The organism is Rhodococcus sp. 06-221-2 (assembly GCF_002258365.1).
GTDB lineage: Bacteria > Actinomycetota > Actinomycetes > Mycobacteriales > Mycobacteriaceae > Rhodococcoides > Rhodococcoides fascians.
Map to the genome: position 1 here is coordinate 133,106 of NZ_NOYJ01000020.1, position 21,176 is coordinate 154,281.

At 66.4% G+C, this 21,176-nt stretch carries 1 protein-coding gene, 1 tRNA gene and 1 pseudogene; 1 reads left to right on the plus strand and 2 read right to left on the minus strand.

Going from position 1 to position 21,176, the window contains the following annotated elements:
* Positions 1-53 precede the first annotated feature (53 nt).
* Entirely contained in the window at positions 54-10,958 is a 10,905-nt protein-coding gene (locus tag CH281_RS26800) for a non-ribosomal peptide synthetase (RefSeq protein WP_179274172.1), read from the minus strand.
* Between CH281_RS26800 and CH281_RS26805 the strand changes: the two genes are divergently transcribed.
* Positions 10,911-11,017, plus strand: a tRNA-OTHER gene (locus CH281_RS26805). The genes CH281_RS26800 and CH281_RS26805 overlap by 48 nt on opposite strands.
* Positions 11,018-11,372: 355 nt before the next feature.
* Here the strand turns inward: CH281_RS26805 and CH281_RS27515 are convergent.
* Positions 11,373-20,840, minus strand: a pseudogene (locus tag CH281_RS27515) (amino acid adenylation domain-containing protein); the annotation flags it as partial.
* Between the last annotated feature and the right edge of the window lie 336 nt (positions 20,841-21,176).

Below are 21,176 nucleotides of genomic sequence, written 5' to 3' on the forward strand. Positions count from 1 at the left end.
CTAACTTTTCCTCCTGATCGATCCACGTGCACAACCGGCGAGCTCGGCTTTCGTCACGACGACGCGATCACCGACTCCGCCCGTTGGATCAACGATGCCAGAGCGGTCGACAACCCCTCTGCACCGAGGGCGGGCAAGATGCCCGGAATCAGTGCGGACAGCGTGACCGTCACCAGAGCCTGCGGCTTCATCGCCGCGCCCATCGTCGCCGACATCTGCGTCAATTTGGCGTTCAGGGCCGCAAAATCGACACTCGTCGATTCGTGCTCGAGCGCCACCGCATCGGGCGCGGTCGCCGCTGCGTCGGCAATCAACTGCGGTAGGTCGTCGACCGTCTTCGGCTTGGCGCGCGGCGCGAACTCGGCCTTCTCCTCGTCCGTGAGGATGTCGATGGATCGCAGCACCACCTCGGGATCGGAGACGACCGTCCGCAGAATCTTCGACAGCCGCTCGGCGAACGTCGCTATCGTCGATTCGTCGAAGATCGACGTCGCGTAGGTGAACGTCGCCTCGATGTCCTGCAGCGCTCCGGTCTCGTCGAAGTTCTCGACGGCGGTCAGCTGAAGGTCGAACTTCGCCTGATCGTCGCCTGCCGGCAGCGCCTGCACCTGCAGGCCCGGCAACTCGAACGTGCCCGTCGCATGGTTCTGGAACGTCAACATCGCCTGGAACAGCGGTGTGTAGGCACTCGACCGAGCGCGGCCGAGCGCATCGACCAGCCGCTCGAACGGAACGTCCGCGTGGCCGAACGCCGCGAGGTCCTTGTCCTTCGCCTGACGTACCAGGTCCAGGAACGTGCCGTTCGGATCGATCTGCGTGCGCAGCACCAACGTGTTGACGAACATGCCCACCAGGTCGTCCAGTTGCTCCTCGCCGCGTCCTGCGGTCGGGGTGCCGATGCTGATGTCCGACGAGTTGCTCAACCGGCCCAGCAGAACCGCGAACGCGCTGTGCACCACCATGAACGTCGTCGCCGCATGCTCGCGGGCGATCTTCTCTATGGCCGACGCCACGTCGGAACCGAACGTGAAGCCGTACGACGCGCCTTCCATGGTCGGTCGAGGTGGCCGTGGGCGATCGAGCGGCAGTGCCAGTTGTTCCGGCGCTCCCGCCAGCTCGGCGGTCCAGTAGGCCAGCTGCTTCGCCAGCGGACTGTCCGGGTCGTCCTCGCGGCCGAGTACATCACGCTGCCACAGCGCGAAATCGGCGTACTGCACCGGCAGCGGTGCCCACGACGGCATCTCCCCCGCCACCCGAGCGGTGTAGGCGACCATGACATCGCGGATCAACGGCCCCATCGAGAACCCGTCGGCGGCGATGTGGTGAGCCACCACGGCGAGGACGTGTTCGTCGTCGCCGACCTGCAGCAGCGCAGCCCGGACCGGGACGGTCTTCGTCACGTCGAATCCCGCACCGAGGACGTCTGTCAGGCGGGACACCACGGCGTCCGGTGCCACCTGTTCGGGTTCGAGATCCACCCCGACGTCGGCGACGCCACCGATCTGCTGCACCGGGCCGTCGACCGAATCGGGGTAGGCCGTCCGCAGAATCTCGTGGCGACCGAGCACATCGTCGAACGCGCCGCGGAGCGAGGCAATGTCGAGGGCACCGGTCAACCGCACCGCAACGGGGATGTTGTACGCGGACGAGCCCGGGTCGATGCGGTTGATCGTCCACATCCGTTCCTGGGCGATCGACAGGGGTAGTCGATCGGGACGCTCGCGCACCGTCAGTTCCCGGCGGGCACCGCCGCCGACGAGCGGCGCGATGTGTGCAGCGAGGCCCGCCACCGTGGACGCCGCGAACACCGATCGCACGGGAATCTGCGCGTCGAGAGCCTGGCCGAGGCGCGAGACCAGTTGAGTTGCGATCAACGAGTTTCCGCCGAGGGCGAAGAAGTCGTCGTCCAGCCCCGCGCGGTCCAGCCCGAGCAGTTCGGCAACGGTCGTCGCGACGATCTCCTCGATCGGGGTGACCGGTGCGCGGAACTCGGTGGCCTCGAAGTGCGGCGCGGGCAGCGCCTTTCGGTCCAGCTTTCCGTTGGCATTGAGCGGTAGCGCTTCGAGCACCACGAATGCCGCAGGCACCATGTACGACGGAACGAGATGCGAGAGTTCGGATTCGACGTGCGCGACATCGACGACCTCCCCGGCCCGGCCGACGACGTAGGCCACCAACTGGTCACCCATGGACTCGCCGCTGTGCACCACGACGGCCGAATCTGCCACTGCCGGCTGCGACCGCAGGGCCGCTTCGATCTCACCGAGCTCGATGCGGAATCCGCGAATCTTCACCTGGAAGTCGGCCCGATCGATGTACTCGAGGTGCGCCGGGGCCGGCGTTCCGTCGACGACGGGCACACGCCAGCGCACCAGGTCGCCGGTGCGGTACATCCGAGAACCGTTCGCGTCGAACGGATTGGCGACGAATCGCTCCGACGTCAGGTCCGCGCGCCCGAAGTAGCCGCGCGCCAGCTGCGCGCCGGCCAGGTAGAGCTCGCCGCTGACACCCGCAGGCACCGGATGCAACCGCGAGTCCAACACGAACACCGTCGTGTTCGCCTCGGGAACACCGATCGGCACCGCGGTCGTATCGGCGTCCGTCACCGCGTGCGCGGTCACCGACACCGCTGCCTCGGTCGGCCCGTACAGGTTGTGCAGGTCGGTCGATCCGTTCCGCTTGCGGAACTCCTGTGCGACGGCAGCGGGCAGTGCCTCACCGATCGCCAGCACCCGCCGCAGGCTCGGCGATACCTCGCCCGCGGCGACGGTGCCGAGCATCGACAGCATCGACGGCACCAGGTGCAGTGTCGTCACCGACTGCGTGCGAATCAGTTCCAGCAGGTAGTCGGGGTCACGATGACCGTCGGCCTCGGCCACGACGAGCCGTCCGCCGGAGGTCAGCTGCGACCAGAACTCCCACACCGACAGGTCGAACGTCGCTGCGGTCTTGAGCAGCGCTGCGTCGGTCTCGTCGAGTGCGTACTCCGCACGCAGCCAGTTCAGCTGGTTGACGACGGCACCGTGCGAGACCGCAACGCCCTTCGGACGACCGGTCGATCCGGACGTGAAGATGACGTACGCGGTGTTGGCTGCGGTGAGCACCCCGGTGCGTTCGGACGCGCCAACCGGACCACCCGAGTAGGCATCGGCGTCGAACCGGGCCAGATCCACGATCGGGGCAGCATCGGTGATCTCGGCACCCACATCGCCGGAGATCAGAATGCACGCAGGAGCGGCTGTCTCGAGAACCAACGCGTTGCGCTCGGCCGGCTGGTCCGGATCGATCGGAACGTACGCCCCGCCTGCCGTCGAGATGGCGTACATGCCGACGAGGAGATCGACCGAGCGTCGAATGGCAAGGCCGACAGGCACTTCCGGCCCGACACCCATGCCGATCAGGTGCCGCGCGAGCTGCGAGACCCGCTCGGCGAACTCTCCGTACGTCACCACGCCGTCGTCGTGGACGAGTGCGACTGCAGCGCGGTCGCGTTCGGCGGCTGCACCGAACAGATCGGGCAGGGTCGTGTGTTCCACGACACCGAAATCGTGAACCGTGTCGTTCCAGTCCTCGACGATCGCAGATCGCTCGCCGTCCAGCAGCACGTCGAGATCGCCGATGGGTGTCGACGGCGACGCCACGACGGCGGCCAGCACGGCCTCGAAGCGGGCCACGAGTGAACGGGCGGTGCTCTCGTCGAACAGATCCGTCGCGTAGGTCAGCAGGGCATCGAAGCCACCTGCCGCGCCGTCGCCCTGCTGGGCATCGGACACGATCAGATGCAGATCGAACTGGGAGTTGCCGGTCTCGGTGTCGAGCGCCGAGATTTCCAACCCGTCGAGCTCGAACTCGCGGCGAGCGAAGTTCTGGAACGAGAAGCCGACCTGGAACAGCGGGTGCCGAGCCGTCGAGCGCGTGGGGTTGACCACGTCGACGAGCCGCTCGAACGGGATGTCCGAGTGGGCGAACGCCTGCAGATCGGTTTCACGCGCGGCGTCGAGGAGATCACCGAAGGTCGCCTCGCCCGGAACATCGAGTCGCAACACCAGGGTGTTGACGAACATGCCGACGAGGTTCTCGATCTCGGCCTCGCCGCGACCTGCGATGGGTGTACCCACGACGATGTCCGAGGACCCCGAGATCCGCGAAAGCAGCACTGCGAAGGCCGCATGCACGGCCATGAAGACGGTCGCGTTGTGCGCGCGGGCCAGTTCTGCGAGACGCGCGTGCGCGTCGACGTCGATTCGGAAATCGATGCGATTGCCGCGGAACGTCTGGCTCGCCGGACGCGGGCGATCGAGAGGTAGCTCGATCTGCTCGGGCAACTCCGACAGCGCGGCAGACCAGTATCGAATCTGTTGCGCTGCAATCGATTCGGCGTCGCCCTCGGAGCCGAGAACGTCGCGTTGCCAGAGCGCGTAGTCGGCGTACTGCACCGGCAGCGGAGCCCATGCGGGATCGGAATGCCGGGTACGGGCGGCATAGGCCGTCATGACGTCGGTCGACAACGGCATCATCGACAGACCGTCGGCGCTGATGTGATGGACCACCATCGCCAGCACGAACTCGGTGTCGGAGACTCGGAACAGCGAGGTCTTCAACGGAACCTCTGCGGTCACGTCGAACGTCGACGCCAGCAGCTCCAGCACCCGAGCGGTCACCGATTCCGCGTCGGTGTCGATCACGTCGAGAGTCGTCGGCACCTGGGACATCGGCACGACCACCTGATGCGGTCCCTCGGGCGAATCCGGGTACACCGATCGCAGTGTCTCGTGCCGCTCGATGACGTCCGAGACCGCGCTCTGCAACGCGCCGACGTTCAGATCGCCGCTCAGGCGCAGAGCGAACGGGATGTTGTACGCCGTCGAGTCCGAGTCGAACCGGTTGAGGAACCACATCCGCTGCTGCGCGAGCGACAGTGGAACTCGATCGGGACGAGGCCCTGGCACCAGCGCCGGCCGCGCGCCCGAGCCCTGCTCGACCCTCGCGGCGAGTGCCGCGACCGTCGGGGCCTCGAACAATGCCCGAACCGGGACCGTCGTGTCGGCGGAGGCACCGAGTCGGGACACCACCTGGGTGGCCACCAAAGAGTTGCCGCCGAGTTCGAAGAAGTCGTCGTCGAGACCGACCCGGTCGAGACCGAGGACGTCGGCGAAAACCTCGGCGACCATGGACTCGATCGGAGTCGTCGGTTGCCTGAACTCACGGGTTCGTGCGGCCGGTTCGGGCAAGGCTCGCCGGTCCAGCTTTCCGTTGGTGGTCAACGGAATTGCGTCGAGCACCACGAACGCCGACGGGACCATGTACTCGGGGAGCTGCTCGGCCACCGACGCACGGACGGCGTCGACGTCGATCGTGGAACCGGTTGCGGGCACCAGGTAAGCAACAAGGCGCGCGGCACCGGGAGCGTCCTCGCGCACGATCACCGCGGCTTGTCCGACGGCCGGAGCCGACAGAACCGACGATTCGACTTCGCCCAGTTCGATGCGGAAGCCGCGGATCTTGACCTGATCGTCTGCGCGACCGACGAATTCGAGCTCACCGGTGGGCGACCACCGGGCGACGTCGCCGGTGCGATAAAGCACGGAACCGTCGCCTGCGAAGGGATCTGCCACGAATCGTGTCGCCGTCAGGTCCGGCCGACCCAGGTATCCCCGCGCCACCTGACCGCCCGAGACGTACATCTCTCCCGGGACACCCGCCGGCACGAGGCCGAGTCGCGCATCCAACACGTACACGGACAACCCGGAGATCGCCCGACCCACCAGTGACCCCGATGCCTCCGCGGCAGCCTGCGCATCGAGAGCCCGATGCGAGACGTGGACGGTGGTTTCGGTGATGCCGTACATGTTGACCAACTGTGGGGAACGATCGCCGTGCCGATCGAACCAACCGCTCAATCGACGCAGCTCCAACGCTTCTCCGCCGAAGACGACGTAGCGCAGCGCGTACTCGGCAGCACCCGATGCCGTGCGGTCGGCCTGGTCGAACTGGTAGAAAGCAGACGGGGTCTGGTTGAGCACGGTCACGCGTTCGCGAATCAACAACTCGCGCAGCGCTTCCGGCGACCTCGACGTGAAGTAGTCGACCACGACGACGGTGCCACCCGTGGTGAGCGGGCCCCACAGTTCCCACACGGAGAAGTCGAACGCGAACGAGTGGAACAGAGTCCAGACGTCGGCGGGGCCGAAATCGAAGTGCCGCTGGGTGTTCGCCAGCAGGCGGACGACGTTGCGGTGCGGGACGACGACGCCCTTGGGGGTGCCGGTCGAACCCGAGGTGTAGATGACGTACGCAGCTTCTGCGGCCGTCACCGTCGGCAGAACGTCCGTCGCGAACCGGGACTCGTCCGCTGGGGTGTCCATGTCGACCCTGGGCAGTTCCGGCGGTAGCGCGACCTCGACGCCGGTCCAGGTCAGTACCGCGGCGGGACGCGAGTCGGCGAGCACGAACTCGATGCGATCGGCCGGGTACGACGGATCGATCGGTACGTATGCACCTCCGGCCTTGAGCACCGCGAGCAGCGCCACCACGAGATCGGCCGTGCGAGGCAGTACGACTGCGACCGCGGATTCGCGGCCGACACCCTGTGCGACAAGAACTCTCGCCAGTGCCGTCGACTCGGTGTCGATGTCTCCGTACGTGCGCGAGCGACCGTCGAAGACGACGGCGGCAGCGTCCGGGTTCTGCGCGACCCTGGCCGCGAACAGGGAGACGATGGAGTCGGCAGAATCCGCGACCGCCGGTGCGTCCTGGGCGAGGGCGAGAACGTGATCGCGCTCGGCCGTATCCATCACCGGGATGTCCCCGACGGGCTGCTCGGCATCGGTACCGACCGACTCCAGCACGCGGATCAGGCGCTCACCGAAGGCGCGCGCTGTGTCGTCGTCGTAGAGATCACGGGCGAACGTCACGTCGATGGCCGAGCTGCCGTCCGCCTGGTTCTCGGTGAACGTGAACTGGATGTCGAACTTCGCCGTCTCGACGTCGAGATCGACTCCGCGCACGGTCAGACCCGGGAGCTCGAGTTCGGTCTGCTCCATGTTCTGCACGGTCAGCATCACCTGGATCAGCGGATGCCGCGCGGCCGACCTCGGTGGGTCAAGTACCTCGACGAGTCGCTCGAACGGCACCTCCGCGTGCGCGAACGCCGACAGATCGGTGTTGCGCGTACGGGCGAGTAGATCGGTGAAGGCAGCACCGGGATCGATCTCGGTGCGCAGCACGAGGGTGTTGACGAACATACCGATGACGTCGTCGAGTGCCGCCTCACCGCGACCGGCGACCGGAGTACCGATGGCGATGTCGGTTTCGCCCGACAACCGGGAGAGCAACACCGCGAGAGCAGAGTGCAACACCATGAACAGTGAGCTCTGATTGGCGCGGGCTACCGCGCCGAGGCGCGCATGCGTCTGCGCATCGAGCGTCAGCCGAATGTTGCCGCCGCGGTAGGACGACCGATCGGGACGCACTCGGTCGCCGGGGAACGTGCTCTCGTCCGGCAGTCCCGACAGCGTTCGCGTCCAGTGTCGAATCTGGCCGGACACCGGTGAATCGGGATCGCTCTCGGAACCGAGCACGGTCTGCTGCCACAGGGTGTAGTCGGCGTAGCGAACCGCGAGCGGCGCCCAACCCGGTTCGCTGCCTGCACTCCGGGCCGCGTACGCAACCATGAGGTCGCGAGTCATCGGTCCGATCGAGAAACCGTCTGCGGCAATGTGATGTGTGGCCAAGGCCAGCACATGCCGGTTCGAGTCGAGCTCGAGCAGAATGGCGCGGAGTGGGGGTGCGGCCGTGACGTCGAAGCCCTGCACGAAGAACTCGGCCAGGGCGGCGGTGACGTCGTCGGCGGTGACCTTCGTCGGTGCCAGCTCCGGAGCTACCTGCGCTGCGGGGACGATGACCTGAGAGGCCACCCCGTCCACCTCGGGGTAGGCGGTGCGCAGCGATTCGTGCCGTTCGATCACGTCGGCCACGGCAGAGCGCAGCGCGACGACGTCGAGGTCACCGATCAGTTCGATGGCGACGGGCAGATTCTCCGTTGCCGAATCGACATCGAAACGGTTGAGGAACCACATCCGGCGCTGGGCGAGCGACAGCGGAACGAAGTCCGGCAACTCGGTGCGCACCAGAGGAGTCTTTCGTCCCGATCCCGAGAGTTCGTCCAGCTTCGCCGCCAGAGCCGCCACCGTCGACGCCTCGAAGATGGTCCGAACACTGACCGTGGTGTCCGTCGCGGCACCGATGCGCGACGCCACCCTGGTCGCCACGAGCGAGTTACCGCCGAGAGCGAAGAACTCGTCGTCGGCTCCGACGACATCGACGCCGAGCACGTCGCGGAACACCTGCGACACCACGATTTCCGACGTGGTCGTCGGAGCGCGGAAGGCACGCTGCTCGATATCCGGTGCCGGGAGCGCGCGCCGGTCGAGCTTGCCGTTGGCGGTCAGCGGAAGTGCGTCGAGCACGACGGTCGCAGCCGGAACCATGTACCCGGCGAGCGAGCGGGCGGCGAACGCCGTCAGGTCGGCCACGTCGACGGTCGCACCGGAGGCGGGGACCACATAGGCGACCAGTTGATCTCCGGCGACGGCCGTCTGCCGAACCAGCACCACGGCCGACTCCACCGACGGGTGCCGGCGCAGCACGGTCTCGATCTCCCCGAGTTCGATGCGCAAACCACGCAACTTGACCTGGAAGTCTGTGCGGCCCAAGTACTCCAGGCGCCCGGTGTGAGACGAGGACTCCCGCCAGCGCACCAGATCGCCGGTGCGGTACATGCGAGAACCCGGTTCGCCGAACGGATCCGGCAGGAATCGATCTGCCGTCAGATCCACTCGACCGAGGTAGCCGCGGGCCAGTTGGACTCCGGCGAGATAGAGCTCACCTGCGACTCCGGGAGCAACCGGGGACAGTCGGGAGTCGAGGACGTACGTTCTGGTGTTCCACACCGGAACACCGATGGGAACCAGGTCGACGTCCGCCTCGGACACCTCGTGATAGGTGACGTCGACAGCCGCTTCGGTGGGTCCGTAGAGGTTGTGCAGCGCCACGCCCGGCAGGACGCGTCGGACGCGTTCGCCGACCTCGGCGGGCAGCGCCTCACCGGAGGCGAAGAGAGTCCGCAGCGACGCGGCTGCGGACGACGACTCGGCGGCGACGACGGAGACGAAGACCTCGAGCAACGACGGCACGAAGTGTGCCGTCGTGACCGACTGCGCCTCGATGGTCTCGAGCAGGTACTGCGGGTCTCGGTGCCCGTCCGGCTTCGCGACGACCAGCGTCGCCCCGATCTGCAACGGCCAGAACAGTTCCCACACCGACACGTCGAACGTGACGGGGGTCTTCTGCAACACGACATCGTCGGCGACGAGCTCGTATTCCGACTGCATCCACAGCAGCCGGTTGACGATTGCCTCGTGTGTGACGGCCACGCCCTTCGGCTGCCCGGTCGACCCGGACGTGAAGATGACGTATGCGGTGTTCGTCGGTGCGAGTGCACCGATTCGGTCCGCGTCGGTGATCGGTGCATCGGAGACCCCGGACAGGTCGAGAACGTCGATGTCGATCACGTCGAGCCCGTCGGCATCCACCGAGTCTCGTGACGTGCTCAGTACGCACACCGGTGCCGCGGTGCGCAGAATGTGCGCGATTCGCTCGGCAGGCTGATCCGGGTCGATCGGTACGTAGGCACCGCCCGCCGCGACGATCGCGTGAATTCCGACGAGGAGCTCCACCGAACGACGGGCGGCGATCGCCACGGTGGTCTCGGGGCCGACACCACGATCGACGAGGTACCGGGCAAGACGAGCCACCCGTGCGTCGAACTCGCCGTAGGACACCGACTCGTCACCGAATACCAGCGCGGTTCCGTCGGATTCGACCGACCGCCCGAGGGAGGCCAGCGTCTGCGACCGGTCGACGTCGTGGTCGGTGTCGTTCCAGTCGTCGAGCACGCGCTTGTACTCGACGTCGTCGAGCAGTTCGATGTCGCCCACGACGGTCGAGAGGTTGTCGGCGACGGATTCGAGGACCTTGATCAGACGCTCACCCAGGGTGACCACAGTGGACTCGTCGAACAGGTCGGTGGCGTAGGTGACATCGAACGTCATACCCTGCGCCGCACCACTGGGTCCGAACGATTCGACGAACGTGAACTGCAGGTCGAACAGTGCAACCAGGGTCTCGAAGTCGACGCCCGAGACCGACAGTCCCGGTAGTTCGAGATCCTTCTGCCCCAGGTTCTGGAACGCGAGCACCACCTGCACGAGGGGATGACGTGCCGTGGAACGTACCGGGTTGAGGATCTCCACCAGACGCTCGAACGGAACGTCCACGTGTGCCAGCGCCGACAGGTCGGTCTCGCGAGCATCGGCGAGTACCTGGTCGAACCTGCGCGCGGTGTCGATCTCCGTTCGGAGCACGAGGGTGTTGACGAACATGCCGATCAGGTCGTCGAGCGCCGCCTCACCGCGGCCCGCGACCGGTGTGCCGATCGCGATGTCGGTCTCGCCGGACAGCCGCGACAGCAGTACCGCGAGGCTGGTGTGCACCAGCATGAACAGCGACGCGTTCTCACGTCGGGACGCCTCGATCAGAGCGCGATGCAGTTCTCCGTCGATCGAGAAACGCACCAGCGCACCGCTGTTCGATGCCACTGCCGGCCGGGGACGGTCGGAGGGCACATCGAGCTGATCGGGCAGACCGGCCAACGTCGTCGTCCAGTAGTCGATCTGCTGCGAGACCACGGATGTGGGGTCGTCCTCGGAGCCCAGCACCTCGCGCTGCCACAGGCTGTAGTCGGCGTAGTCGACCGGAAGCGGAGTCCAGTACGGCTCCTGGTTCATCGACCGCGCCGCATAGGCGTTCATGACGTCGCGAGTGAGCGGGCCGAGCGAGAAACCATCGGCGGCGATGTGGTGCACCACGAACACCAGCAGGTGCTCGGTGGGGCTCACCTCGAACAACCGGGTACGGAACGGGAGGTCCTTCGACAGGTCGAATCCTGTCGTCGCCAGCTCGCGCATGGCATCGGCCACCTGATGCGCGGAAATTTCGATCGGCGTCAATTCCGGTGTGGCCGACTGCGCGTCGACGATCACCTGATGAGCCGTGCCGTCGGTCTCCGGGAACACCGTCCGTAGAGACTCGTGCCTGGCGACGACGTCCGCGACCGCAATCTGCATGGCCCGGCGGTCGAGCAGACCGGACAACCGGACGGCGATCGGGATGTTGTTGGCCGCCGATTCGACGTCGAACTTGTTGAGGAACCACATCCGCTGTTGCGCCAGCGACAGCGGAATGTGCTGCGGACGCTGCTGCGGTACCAGCGGCGGCCTGCTGCCGGTGGCGACCAGGGTGCCCAGTCTGGCTGCGAGGTCGGCCACCGAGGACGCGTCGAACAGCTCGCGAACGGCGATCCGAGTGTCCAGCGCGACGCCGAGTCGGGACACGAGTTGCGTTGCGATGAGCGAGTTTCCGCCCAGCTCGAAGAAGTCGTCGTCGAGACCCACGCGCTCGACGCCCAGCACCTGGGCGTACACCTCGGCGACGGTGCGTTCGATGTCGTTGGTCGGTTCGCGGTACTTGGTGACCTCGAATGCGGGGTCGGGCAACGCCTTTCGGTCGAGCTTTCCGCTGGCGCCGAGCGGGAACTCGGGCAGCACTATCAGTGTCGACGGCACCATGTACTCCGCCAGACGACCGCGAAGCGCCGACAGAACGGCTCCGGTGTCGACCGATACCCCCGAAGGAACCACGTATCCGACGAGTTGGTCGCGGCGGACCACGACTACGGCTTGAGAGACCGACCGCTGGGCGAGCAGCGCCGTTTCGATCTCACCCAGTTCGATGCGCAGGCCGCGCAACTTGACCTGGAAGTCGGAACGTCCGACGTATTCGAGCTCGCCGTCGCGATTCCAGCGCACGACGTCGCCGGTGCGGTACAGCCGCGCGCCGCCATCGGCGAACGGGTGAGCGACGAACCTGTCCGCGGTCAGGTCGGGGCGTCCCACATAGCCGCGCGCGAGCTGGGTGCCGGCGAGATAGAGCTCACCTGCAACACCGACCGGGGTGGGATGCAGTCGCGAATCCAGCACGTAGACAGCAGTGTTCCAGACCGGAGCACCGATCGGCATGACGTCGGAGTCCGAATCCGTGACCGCGTGGTACGTCACGTCCACGGCCGCCTCGGTCGGTCCGTACAAGTTGTGCAGTTCCACCGAGGCGACCGCACGCCGCAGTGCGCGAGCGGTGGTGGGCGGTAGCGCCTCGCCGGAGGCGAACATCAGTCGGAGCGAGGCTCCCGCGCTGCGACGCCGCTCGACTTCGGGTACGAACACCGACATCATCGACGGCACGAAGTGCACCACCGAAACACGTTCGCGCGCAATGACATCGAGCAAGTAGATGGGATCCCGGTGACCGTCCGGAACGGCGATCACCACCGAGGCACCCACCTGAAGCGCCCAGAAGAACTCCCATACCGACACGTCGAACGTGGACGGCGTCTTCTGCAGCACCACGTCGCGTGGAGTCAGGGCGTATTCGCCCTGCATCCACAGCAGTCGGTTGACGATCGCGTCGTGCGACACCCCGACACCCTTGGGACGGCCCGTCGAACCCGACGTGAAGATGACGTACGCGAGGTTCCGCGAACGCAGTGGGGCGCGTCGGTCGTTGTCGCGCAACGGTTCCGACGACAGGCTCGAAGTATCGAGCGTGTCGATGTCGATCGTGTCGACGTCGGGGAATTCGACGTGATCGCGCACGGTGGACAACACCCGGATCGGTGCCGCGGTGGCCACGATGTAGTCGTTGCGATCCGCCGGTTGGGTCGGGTCGATCGGCACGTATCCGGCCCCGGCCTTGACGATCGCGTACATGCCGACGAACAGGTCGAGGCTGCGGGCGATAGCGAGGCCGACCAACGTGTCGGGCCCGACGCCCAGCGAGACCAGATGGCGCGCAAGACGGTTGACGCGTGCATCGAACTCGGCGTACGTCAGCCGCTCACCTTCGAAGACCAGCGCAGTTGCGTCCGGGGTCAGGGCGACCTGTCGGTCGAACAGGTCCACCAGAGTGATGTCGGCGGGGACCTCGTGTTCGGTGTCGTTCCATTCGTCCACCACGCGGTCGTGCTCGCCGTCGTCGAGCAGATCGATGTCTCCGACGGCCACCGACGAATCGGCCACCACGGCCGTGAGCATCCGTACGAACCGGTCGGCGAACCCGCGAACGGTGTCGGCATCGAAAAGGTCTGTCGCGTAGGTCAGTTCGGCGGCCATGCCCTGTCCGCGGCCGTCCAGTCCGATCGACTCGGTCACGGTGAGCTGCAGGTCGAACTTGGCGATTTCGGCATCGAGGGCGACGCTGTCCACCGACAGGCCCGGCAGGTCGACGTGTGTTCGGGTGAGGTTCTCGAACGAGAGCATGACCTGGAACAGCGGGTGTCGAGCTTGCGACCGCGACGGGTTGAGGACCTCGACCAGACGCTCGAACGGTAGATCGGCGTGGCCGAAGGCTCCGAGCGCGACTTCGCGCGCGCGGCCGATCTGTTCGGAGAACGTGCGTCCGGAGTCGATGTCGGTGCGCAGAACGAGCGTGTTGACGAACATGCCGACGACGTCGTCGAGCGCTGCGTCACCGCGGCCGGCGACCGGAGTACCGATGGCGATGTCCTCGGTGCCCGACAGTCGGGCCAGAAGCACGGCCAGTGCGGCGTGGACGACCATGAACAGCGATGCGTTGTGGGTATGTGCCAGAGCGGACAGGCCCTGGTGCACATCGGCAGGCACGTCGAATCCGATGGAGGAGCCCTGGTAGGACTGGCGACTGGGGCGCGGCCGGTCGGTCGGCAGATCGAGCTGGTCGGGTAGGCCGGCGAGGATGTCGGCCCAGTAGTTCACCTGACCGGAGATCAACGACTGCGGATCGTCCTCGGAGCCCAGCACCGAACGCTGCCACAGGCTGTAGTCGGCATACTGCACTTCCAACGGCATCCAGGCCGGGTTCTCCCACGCGGTGCGCGAGGCGTAGGCGATCATGATGTCTCGGGCCAGCGGTCCCATCGACCAGCCGTCGGCCGAGATGTGGTGCACCACCATGGCGATCACGTGCTCGCGTGGGCCGATCTCGAACAGTCGCGCCTGGATCGGAACGTTGACGGTCACGTCGAACGTCGTCGACGCGAGCGCGAAGACCTGTCGCTGAATGTCGGCGGCCGAGGTCGGAATCGGCATCAGGTTCGGCACCGTCTGAGCGGCGTCGAGAATGGACTGCTGCGGTCCGTGCGCGGTGTCGGGATAGACGGTGCGCAGCGACTCGTGCCGGTCGATCACATCCATGATGGCGACCTGCAGTGCCGCGACATCCAGGTCGCCGGTCAGCTTCAGCGCGAACGGAATGTTGTATGCGGCGGAGTCGACGTCGAACCGGTTGAGGAACCACATGCGTTGCTGCGCAAGCGACAACGGGATGCGCTCCGGCCGGACCGTCGCGACCAGTGCAGTCCGGCCGCCCTCCCCCGCCGCCTGTTCGACGCGCACCGCGAGCAGTGCAACCGTCGACGCCTCGAACAGCATGCGCACCGGCACGGTGGCGTCGAGTGCCACTCCGAGCCGCGAGACCACCTGGGTGGCGATCAGCGAGTTACCGCCGAGCTCGAAGAAGTCGTCGTCCAGTCCTACCCGCTCGACGCCGAGAACCTCGGCGAAGACGTCGGCGACGATCTCTTCGATCGGTGTCGTCGGTGCGCGGAAATCTCGCACCTCGAACACCGGCGCAGGCAGTGCGCGCCGGTCCAGCTTTCCGTTGACCGTCAACGGAATCGTCTCCAGCGCAACGAATGCCGACGGAACCATGTACTCCGGCAACAGTTCGGCGATACCGGTTCGCAAATCCTCGAGGTCGAGGGTCGGCCGACCGTTCGCCACCGCCGAGACCACGTAGGCGACCAACCGGGCCGCCCCGGGCGAATCCTCACGGACGACGACGGCGGCCTGGGTGACGGCGGGGTGCGCGGTGACCGCGGCCTCGACCTCGCCCAACTCGATTCGGAAGCCGCGCACCTTGACCTGATCGTCGGAGCGGCCCAGATATTCGAGCTCGCCCGACGCGTTCCACTGCGCCAAATCGCCGGTGCGGTACAGCAACGACCCGGCATCGGAGCCGGAGGCGAACGGATCGGCCACGAACCGCACCGCGGTGAGCGGCGCGCGTCCCAGGTATCCGCGCGCCAATTGTCCACCGGCAACGTACATCTCGCCGGGCACCCCGACCGGGACCGGATGCAGCCGGGTATCGAGAACGTAGACGCGCAGCCCTGCGATCGGCTTGCCGACCACCGATGCGGTCGTTGCGACGGACGCGGAGCCCAGCGCCTGATACGACACGTGCACCGTGGTCTCGGTGATGCCGTACATGTTGATCAGCTGCGGTGCACGATCGCCGTGCCGCTCGAACCAGCCGCTCAATCGACGCTGTTCGAGGGCCTCGCCGCCGAAGATCACGTAGCGCAGAGACAGCTCGCCGCCGGTCGAGGCCGCCGTGCGATCGGCCTCGGACAGTTGGTAGAACGCCGACGGAGTCTGGTTGAGCACCGTCACTCGTTCGTCCACGAGCAGCTGATGGAACGCTTCGGGTGAGCGCGAGGTGAAGTAGTCGACGACCACCAGAGTGCCGCCGTACAGCAACGGACCCCACAGTTCCCACACCGAGAAGTCGAACGCGTAGGAATGGAACATCGTCCACACGTCGTCGGCTCCGAAGCCGTAGACCGCATCGGTGTTCGCGAGCAGCCGAACCACGTTGCGGTGCGGCACCAGAACACCCTTGGGGCGACCGGTCGACCCCGAGGTGTAGATGACGTAGGCGACGTTGGTGGGGCGAAGCGGGCGAATGCGATCGGTGTCGGTCACCGGTGCGTCCGAGATCGACGACAGATCGACCGTGTCGATGTCGACGAACGTTGCGCCGATGCGAGATTCGACGTCCGCGGGCAGTTCGATCGGGTCCGTTCCCGAGAAGAGAATCGATGTCGGACGCGCATCGTCGAGCATGTACTCGACGCGGTCCAGCGGGTAGCTCGGATCGACGGGGAGGTAACCGCCACCGGCCTTCACCACCGCGACCAGCGCGACGACGAGTTCCGCCGACCTCGGTAGGGCGACCGCGACGAGGCTCTCGGGGCCGACGCCGTGCGAGATCAGTACGCGGGCAAGGCGATTGGTCCGAGCATCGAACTCGGCGTACGTCAGCGACGTGTCGCCGAAGCGCACGGCCACTCCGTCCGGCTGTGCCGAGGCCGCAGCGTCGAGCAGGTCGATCAACGTCACGTCGCGAGAGACGTCCGGCCCGGACACGTTCCAGGTGGACACGACGGACTCGTATTCGGCGGCGTCCACGATGTCGACGTCGCCGACCGGAACCGACGCGTCGGTGGTGACTGCGTCCAGAATTCCGAGGAAGCGCCGCGCGAAACTGTCGACCAGATCTGCGTCGAACAGATCGGTCGCGTACTCGAACACCGCATCGATACCCGCGGCAGTTCCGTCGACCTGGTGCTCGGTGAGCCAGAGCTGGAGGTCGAATTTCGCTATCGGGACGTCGAATTCGGCGGCCACGGCGCGGAGCCCGCCGACGGTGAGTTCACGAGACATGGCCGATTCCAGGGAGAGCGCCACCTGGAACAACGGGTGCCGTGATGTCGAGCGGACCGGATTGAGAACCTCGACCAGGCGCTCGAACGGAACGTCGGCATGCGCGAACGCCGACAGGTCCGTGTCGCGGACGCGAGCGAGCAGCTGCTCGAACGACAGTGCCGGATCGACATCGGTACGAAGTACCAACGTGTTGACGAACATTCCGACGAGGTCGTCGAGTGCAGGCTCACCGCGACCGGCCACCGGCGCGCCGATGGCGATGTCGGTGGTGCCGCTCAGTCGAGCCAGCAACAGCGCGTACGCCGACTGCATCACCATGAACAGCGACGAGTTGTTCGCGCGGGCGAGATCGGCCAGAGCACTGTGCAACCGGGCCGGAATCTCGATGCGCAGCTTGCTGCCTGCGTTGGACGACACGGCGGGGCGGGGCCTACTCGACGGCAGCGCCAGCTGATCGGGTAGATCCTCGAGTGTGGCACTCCAATAGGCGATTTCGCGTGCAGCGAGCGAATGCGGATCGGTTTCGGGACCGAGTACCGCACGCTGCCAGAGCGCGTAGTCGGCGTACTGGACCTCGAGCGGCGTCCACTCGGGAGCGCGGCCCTGTATCCGGCTCGAGTAGGCCAGCAGGACGTCGCGCGCCAACGGTCCGAAGGAGGCTCCGTCGGCAGCGATGTGGTGCAGGACCATCGCCAGTTCGTACTCGGTGGGCGACATCTCGAACAGCGCGATTCGGAACGGCGTGTCGATCGTGACGTCGAAGCCCTTGGCCACCAACTCGTGCAGTCGGCCACCGAGCTCGTGCCGTTCGATGCGGATCGGGGTGATCGTGGCCGGTGTCCTGGCCGCGTTGAGCACGACCTGCTCGGGCGATCCGTCCACTTCCGGGTACACCGTGCGCAGCGTCTCGTGTCGTTCCACGACGTCCGCGAATGCGGCCGACAGGGCACTCACGTCGAGTGGACCGCTCAGATGGACCGAGAACGGCAGGTTGTACACCGCAGTGGCCGGATCGAACCGGTTGAGGAACCACATGCGTTGCTGTGCGGGCGAGAGTGGGATGCGCTCGGGGCGTTCCCGGGATTCGAGGATCGGGGTGTCGGATCCGCGGCCGGCAGCCGACTCGGCCCGGGCAGCCAGTGCGCCGACGGTGGGGGCCTCGAACAGCTCGCGCACTCCCAGGCGTACTCCGAGTGCGCCGCCGACTCGTGTCACCAATTGTGTGGCGATCAGCGAGTTGCCGCCGAGCTCGAAGAAGTCCTCGTCCAGACCGACCTTGGACGCGCCGAGCAGGTCCTCGTAGATTCCGGCGACGACGTATTCTGCGCGACTCTGCGGTGCTCGGTACTTCTTGGCGCTGGTGAACACCGGCTCCGGCAACGCTTTTCGATCGAGCTTTCCGCTGGTGTTGAGCGGCAGCGCATCGAGCACGACCACTGCTGCGGGAACCATGTAGGACGGCAGCGCATGCCCGGCGAATTCGATGGCCTCGGCGGAGTCGATGGACTTCCCCGGCCCGGCGACGACGTAGGCGACGAGTTGGTCGCCGGTGACCGTCTGCACGACCAATGTCACTGCCTGCGAGATGGATTCGTGTGCGAGCAGGACGGTTTCGATCTCGCCCAGCTCGATGCGCTGGCCACGGAACTTCACCTGGAAGTCGGTGCGTCCGATGTAGTCCAGCACTCCGTCGCTGCGCCACCGAACGAGGTCGCCGGTGCGATACATCCGCTCTCCGGCGTCGCCGAAGGGGTTGGCCACGAACCGATCCGAGCTCAGGTCGGGGCGACCCACGTAGCCCCGCGCCAGCTGAACGCCCGCGAGGTAGAGCTCGCCCGCTTCTCCCACCGGAGTGGGTCGCAGCCGGCTGTCCAGTACGAAGGCGCGGGTGTTCCACTCGGGCACACCGATCGGGACGGTTCGCGTGTCCTGTGGGCTGCTCTCGTGGTACGTCACCGAGACCGCAGCCTCGGTGGGACCGTAGAGGTTGTGCAGTCCCGCGGCGCAGACGGATCGGAATGCTGCCGCCGTCTCGACCGGAAGCGCCTCGCCGATCACGAAGACATGACGCAGCGAAGCACAGGTGTTGGCCGGCGCGTTGGCGACGAACACGGTCAGCATCGAGGGCACGAAGTCGGTGACCGTGACGCGATGCTCGGCGATCCTGTTCGCCACATAGACCGAGTCGCGGTGCCCGTCGGGGGTGGCGAGCACCATCGTCGCGCCCACTCGCAGCGGCAGGAAGAAACCCCACAGCGAGACGTCGAACGTCGTCGCCGTCTTCTGCAGATAGACATCGGTGGTATCCATCGGATACTCCGCCAGCATCCACTCCATCTGATTGTGGATGGCGGCATGCTCCACGGCGACGCCCTTCGGGCGGCCGGTGGAGCCGGAGGTGTAGATGACGTACGCGGTGTTCGAAACACGAAGCGGCGCAATCCGTTCCGCGTCGTCGACCGGAGCGGACGAACGGGCGGACAGGTCGACCAGATCGACGGCGACCGTGTCGGTGCCCTCGGGCAGCGACACGTCGTCACGCGACGAGATCAGTACGCACCGAGGCTGCGCGGAGTCGAGGATGTAGGCCGTGCGTTCGGCAGGATGATCCGGGTCGATCGGTACCCACGCTCCGCCTGCCGCCACGATGGCGTACATGCCGACCACGAGATCGAACGAGCGTCGAATGGACAATCCGACGAGGGTCTCCGGGCCGACGCCCATGTCGATCAGATGGCGAGCGAGGCCGTTCACCCGCGCCGACAGTTCTCCGTAAGTCAGGACGTCGCCCTCGTACACCAGAGCCGTGGCGTCGGGACGAGCGGCCGCGGCAGCCTCGAAGGCGGTGAGCAGAGTGCTGGGCGTCGTCTCGTGTTCGGTGTGGTTCCACTCGGAGACGACCAGTGCGCGCTCGGATCCGTCGGTCAGAGCCAGGTCCCAGACAAGGTCCGTCGGGGCTGCTGCCACGAAACGGCCGAGGAAGTCGACGAACCGCTCGTGATTGCGGCCGGACTGATCGGGGCCGTACAGGTTGGGGTTGGACTCGAAGTCGATGTGGGTCGTGGCCCCGGCGACGCTCGTGTAGAGGTTCAGTCCGAAGTCCTCGATGAGGCCGGTGGAGAGGATGTTGATCCCGCCGACCATCGATCCCAGGCGCACCTCGCCGAAGAACAGCATGATGTTGACCCAGGGACCGAAGAACGCAGCTTGACCGCTTGCGCCGCCTGCGTCGCGGCGAATGTCCTCGTGCCGGTACCGCTGGTGGCGCAGTGCACCGGAGACCTCGGCGTTGACGCGCGCCAGCATCGTTTCGACGGTGGTGTCGCCCGAGACGTCGAACCGCAGCGGCACCACGTTGGACACCATGCCGCCGGAGCGGCGCAGTACCGCGGTGGTTCGCGCGGTCACCGGCAGTGACAGCACGACGTCCTCGCGGCCGGTCATCTGGGCCAGATACGCCGCGAACGCGGCGATGACGATGGTCGCCATCGTCGTGTCGGTCTCGACGCGCAGGGCATCGAGACTGCTCATCGTGTCGGCAGACAGAGCGGTGCTGTCGATCTGACTCTTCGGGGCCGGCGGAGCGGTGTGCCCGGCGAGGGTGGTGACTCCGTCGATTCCGTCGATCCGCGACGCCCAGTACTCGCGATCGGCCTGAAAGCGGCTCGAATCGCGGTAGGACATCTCGATGTCGTAGACCTTGGTCAGATCCGAGGCCAGGTTCTTCGTCGGTTCGGTGCCCTCGACCTCGGACGTGTACAACTCCGCAGCGCGGTTCATGAAGGTCACGGCACCGAAGCCGTCGAGAACGACGTGGTGCACGCGCTCGTACCAGAACCAGACGTCGTCCTCGATACGCAGGACGGTGGCGGCGATCAGTCGATCGCGAAGAATGTCGATCGGAGCGCTGTAATCGGCGTGCATCCACTCGAGGGCGGCCGCGCGGGGGTCGTTCTCGCCGCGCAGATCCACCAGTCCGAGCGAGTCGTCCAGGGTGGGGTCGACGATCTGTCGTGGCTCCGCGTCGATCTCGGTGATACGGACGAAACCGGACTGCAGTTCGAGGGCTGCGCGCGACGATGCGCGCCGCAACAGTTCGACGTCGAGATCACCGCGCAGTTCGACGTACTGCGCGATGTTGGCGGGTACCGAGGGGTCCACGTGCTGCGCGAACCACATCCCCAATTGGGCCGGTGACAGTGGGAACGAGGGATGCTGCCGACTGTCGACTCCCGTGTCGTCGTCTCCAGCACCTTCCACACCTAGCGGGTCCAATCGATTCCTCTCTTTCCCACAATCACACGCGCCCCCACCGGCCGCCGAAGCGGCGGACAACGATGGGCACCGAACACATCGAGCAAGCTGACTACGTCGATCTCTATTTTCTCACCATGAACAACTCGGAAGTTACCTTTCAGTACTTATCCGTCGAGATGGGCCGGACCGTTACATGCCCAGCACGCGTCGAGAGCACCCGCCCCCGTACGTGCAGAACCGGTGGCTGGATTCGGCACC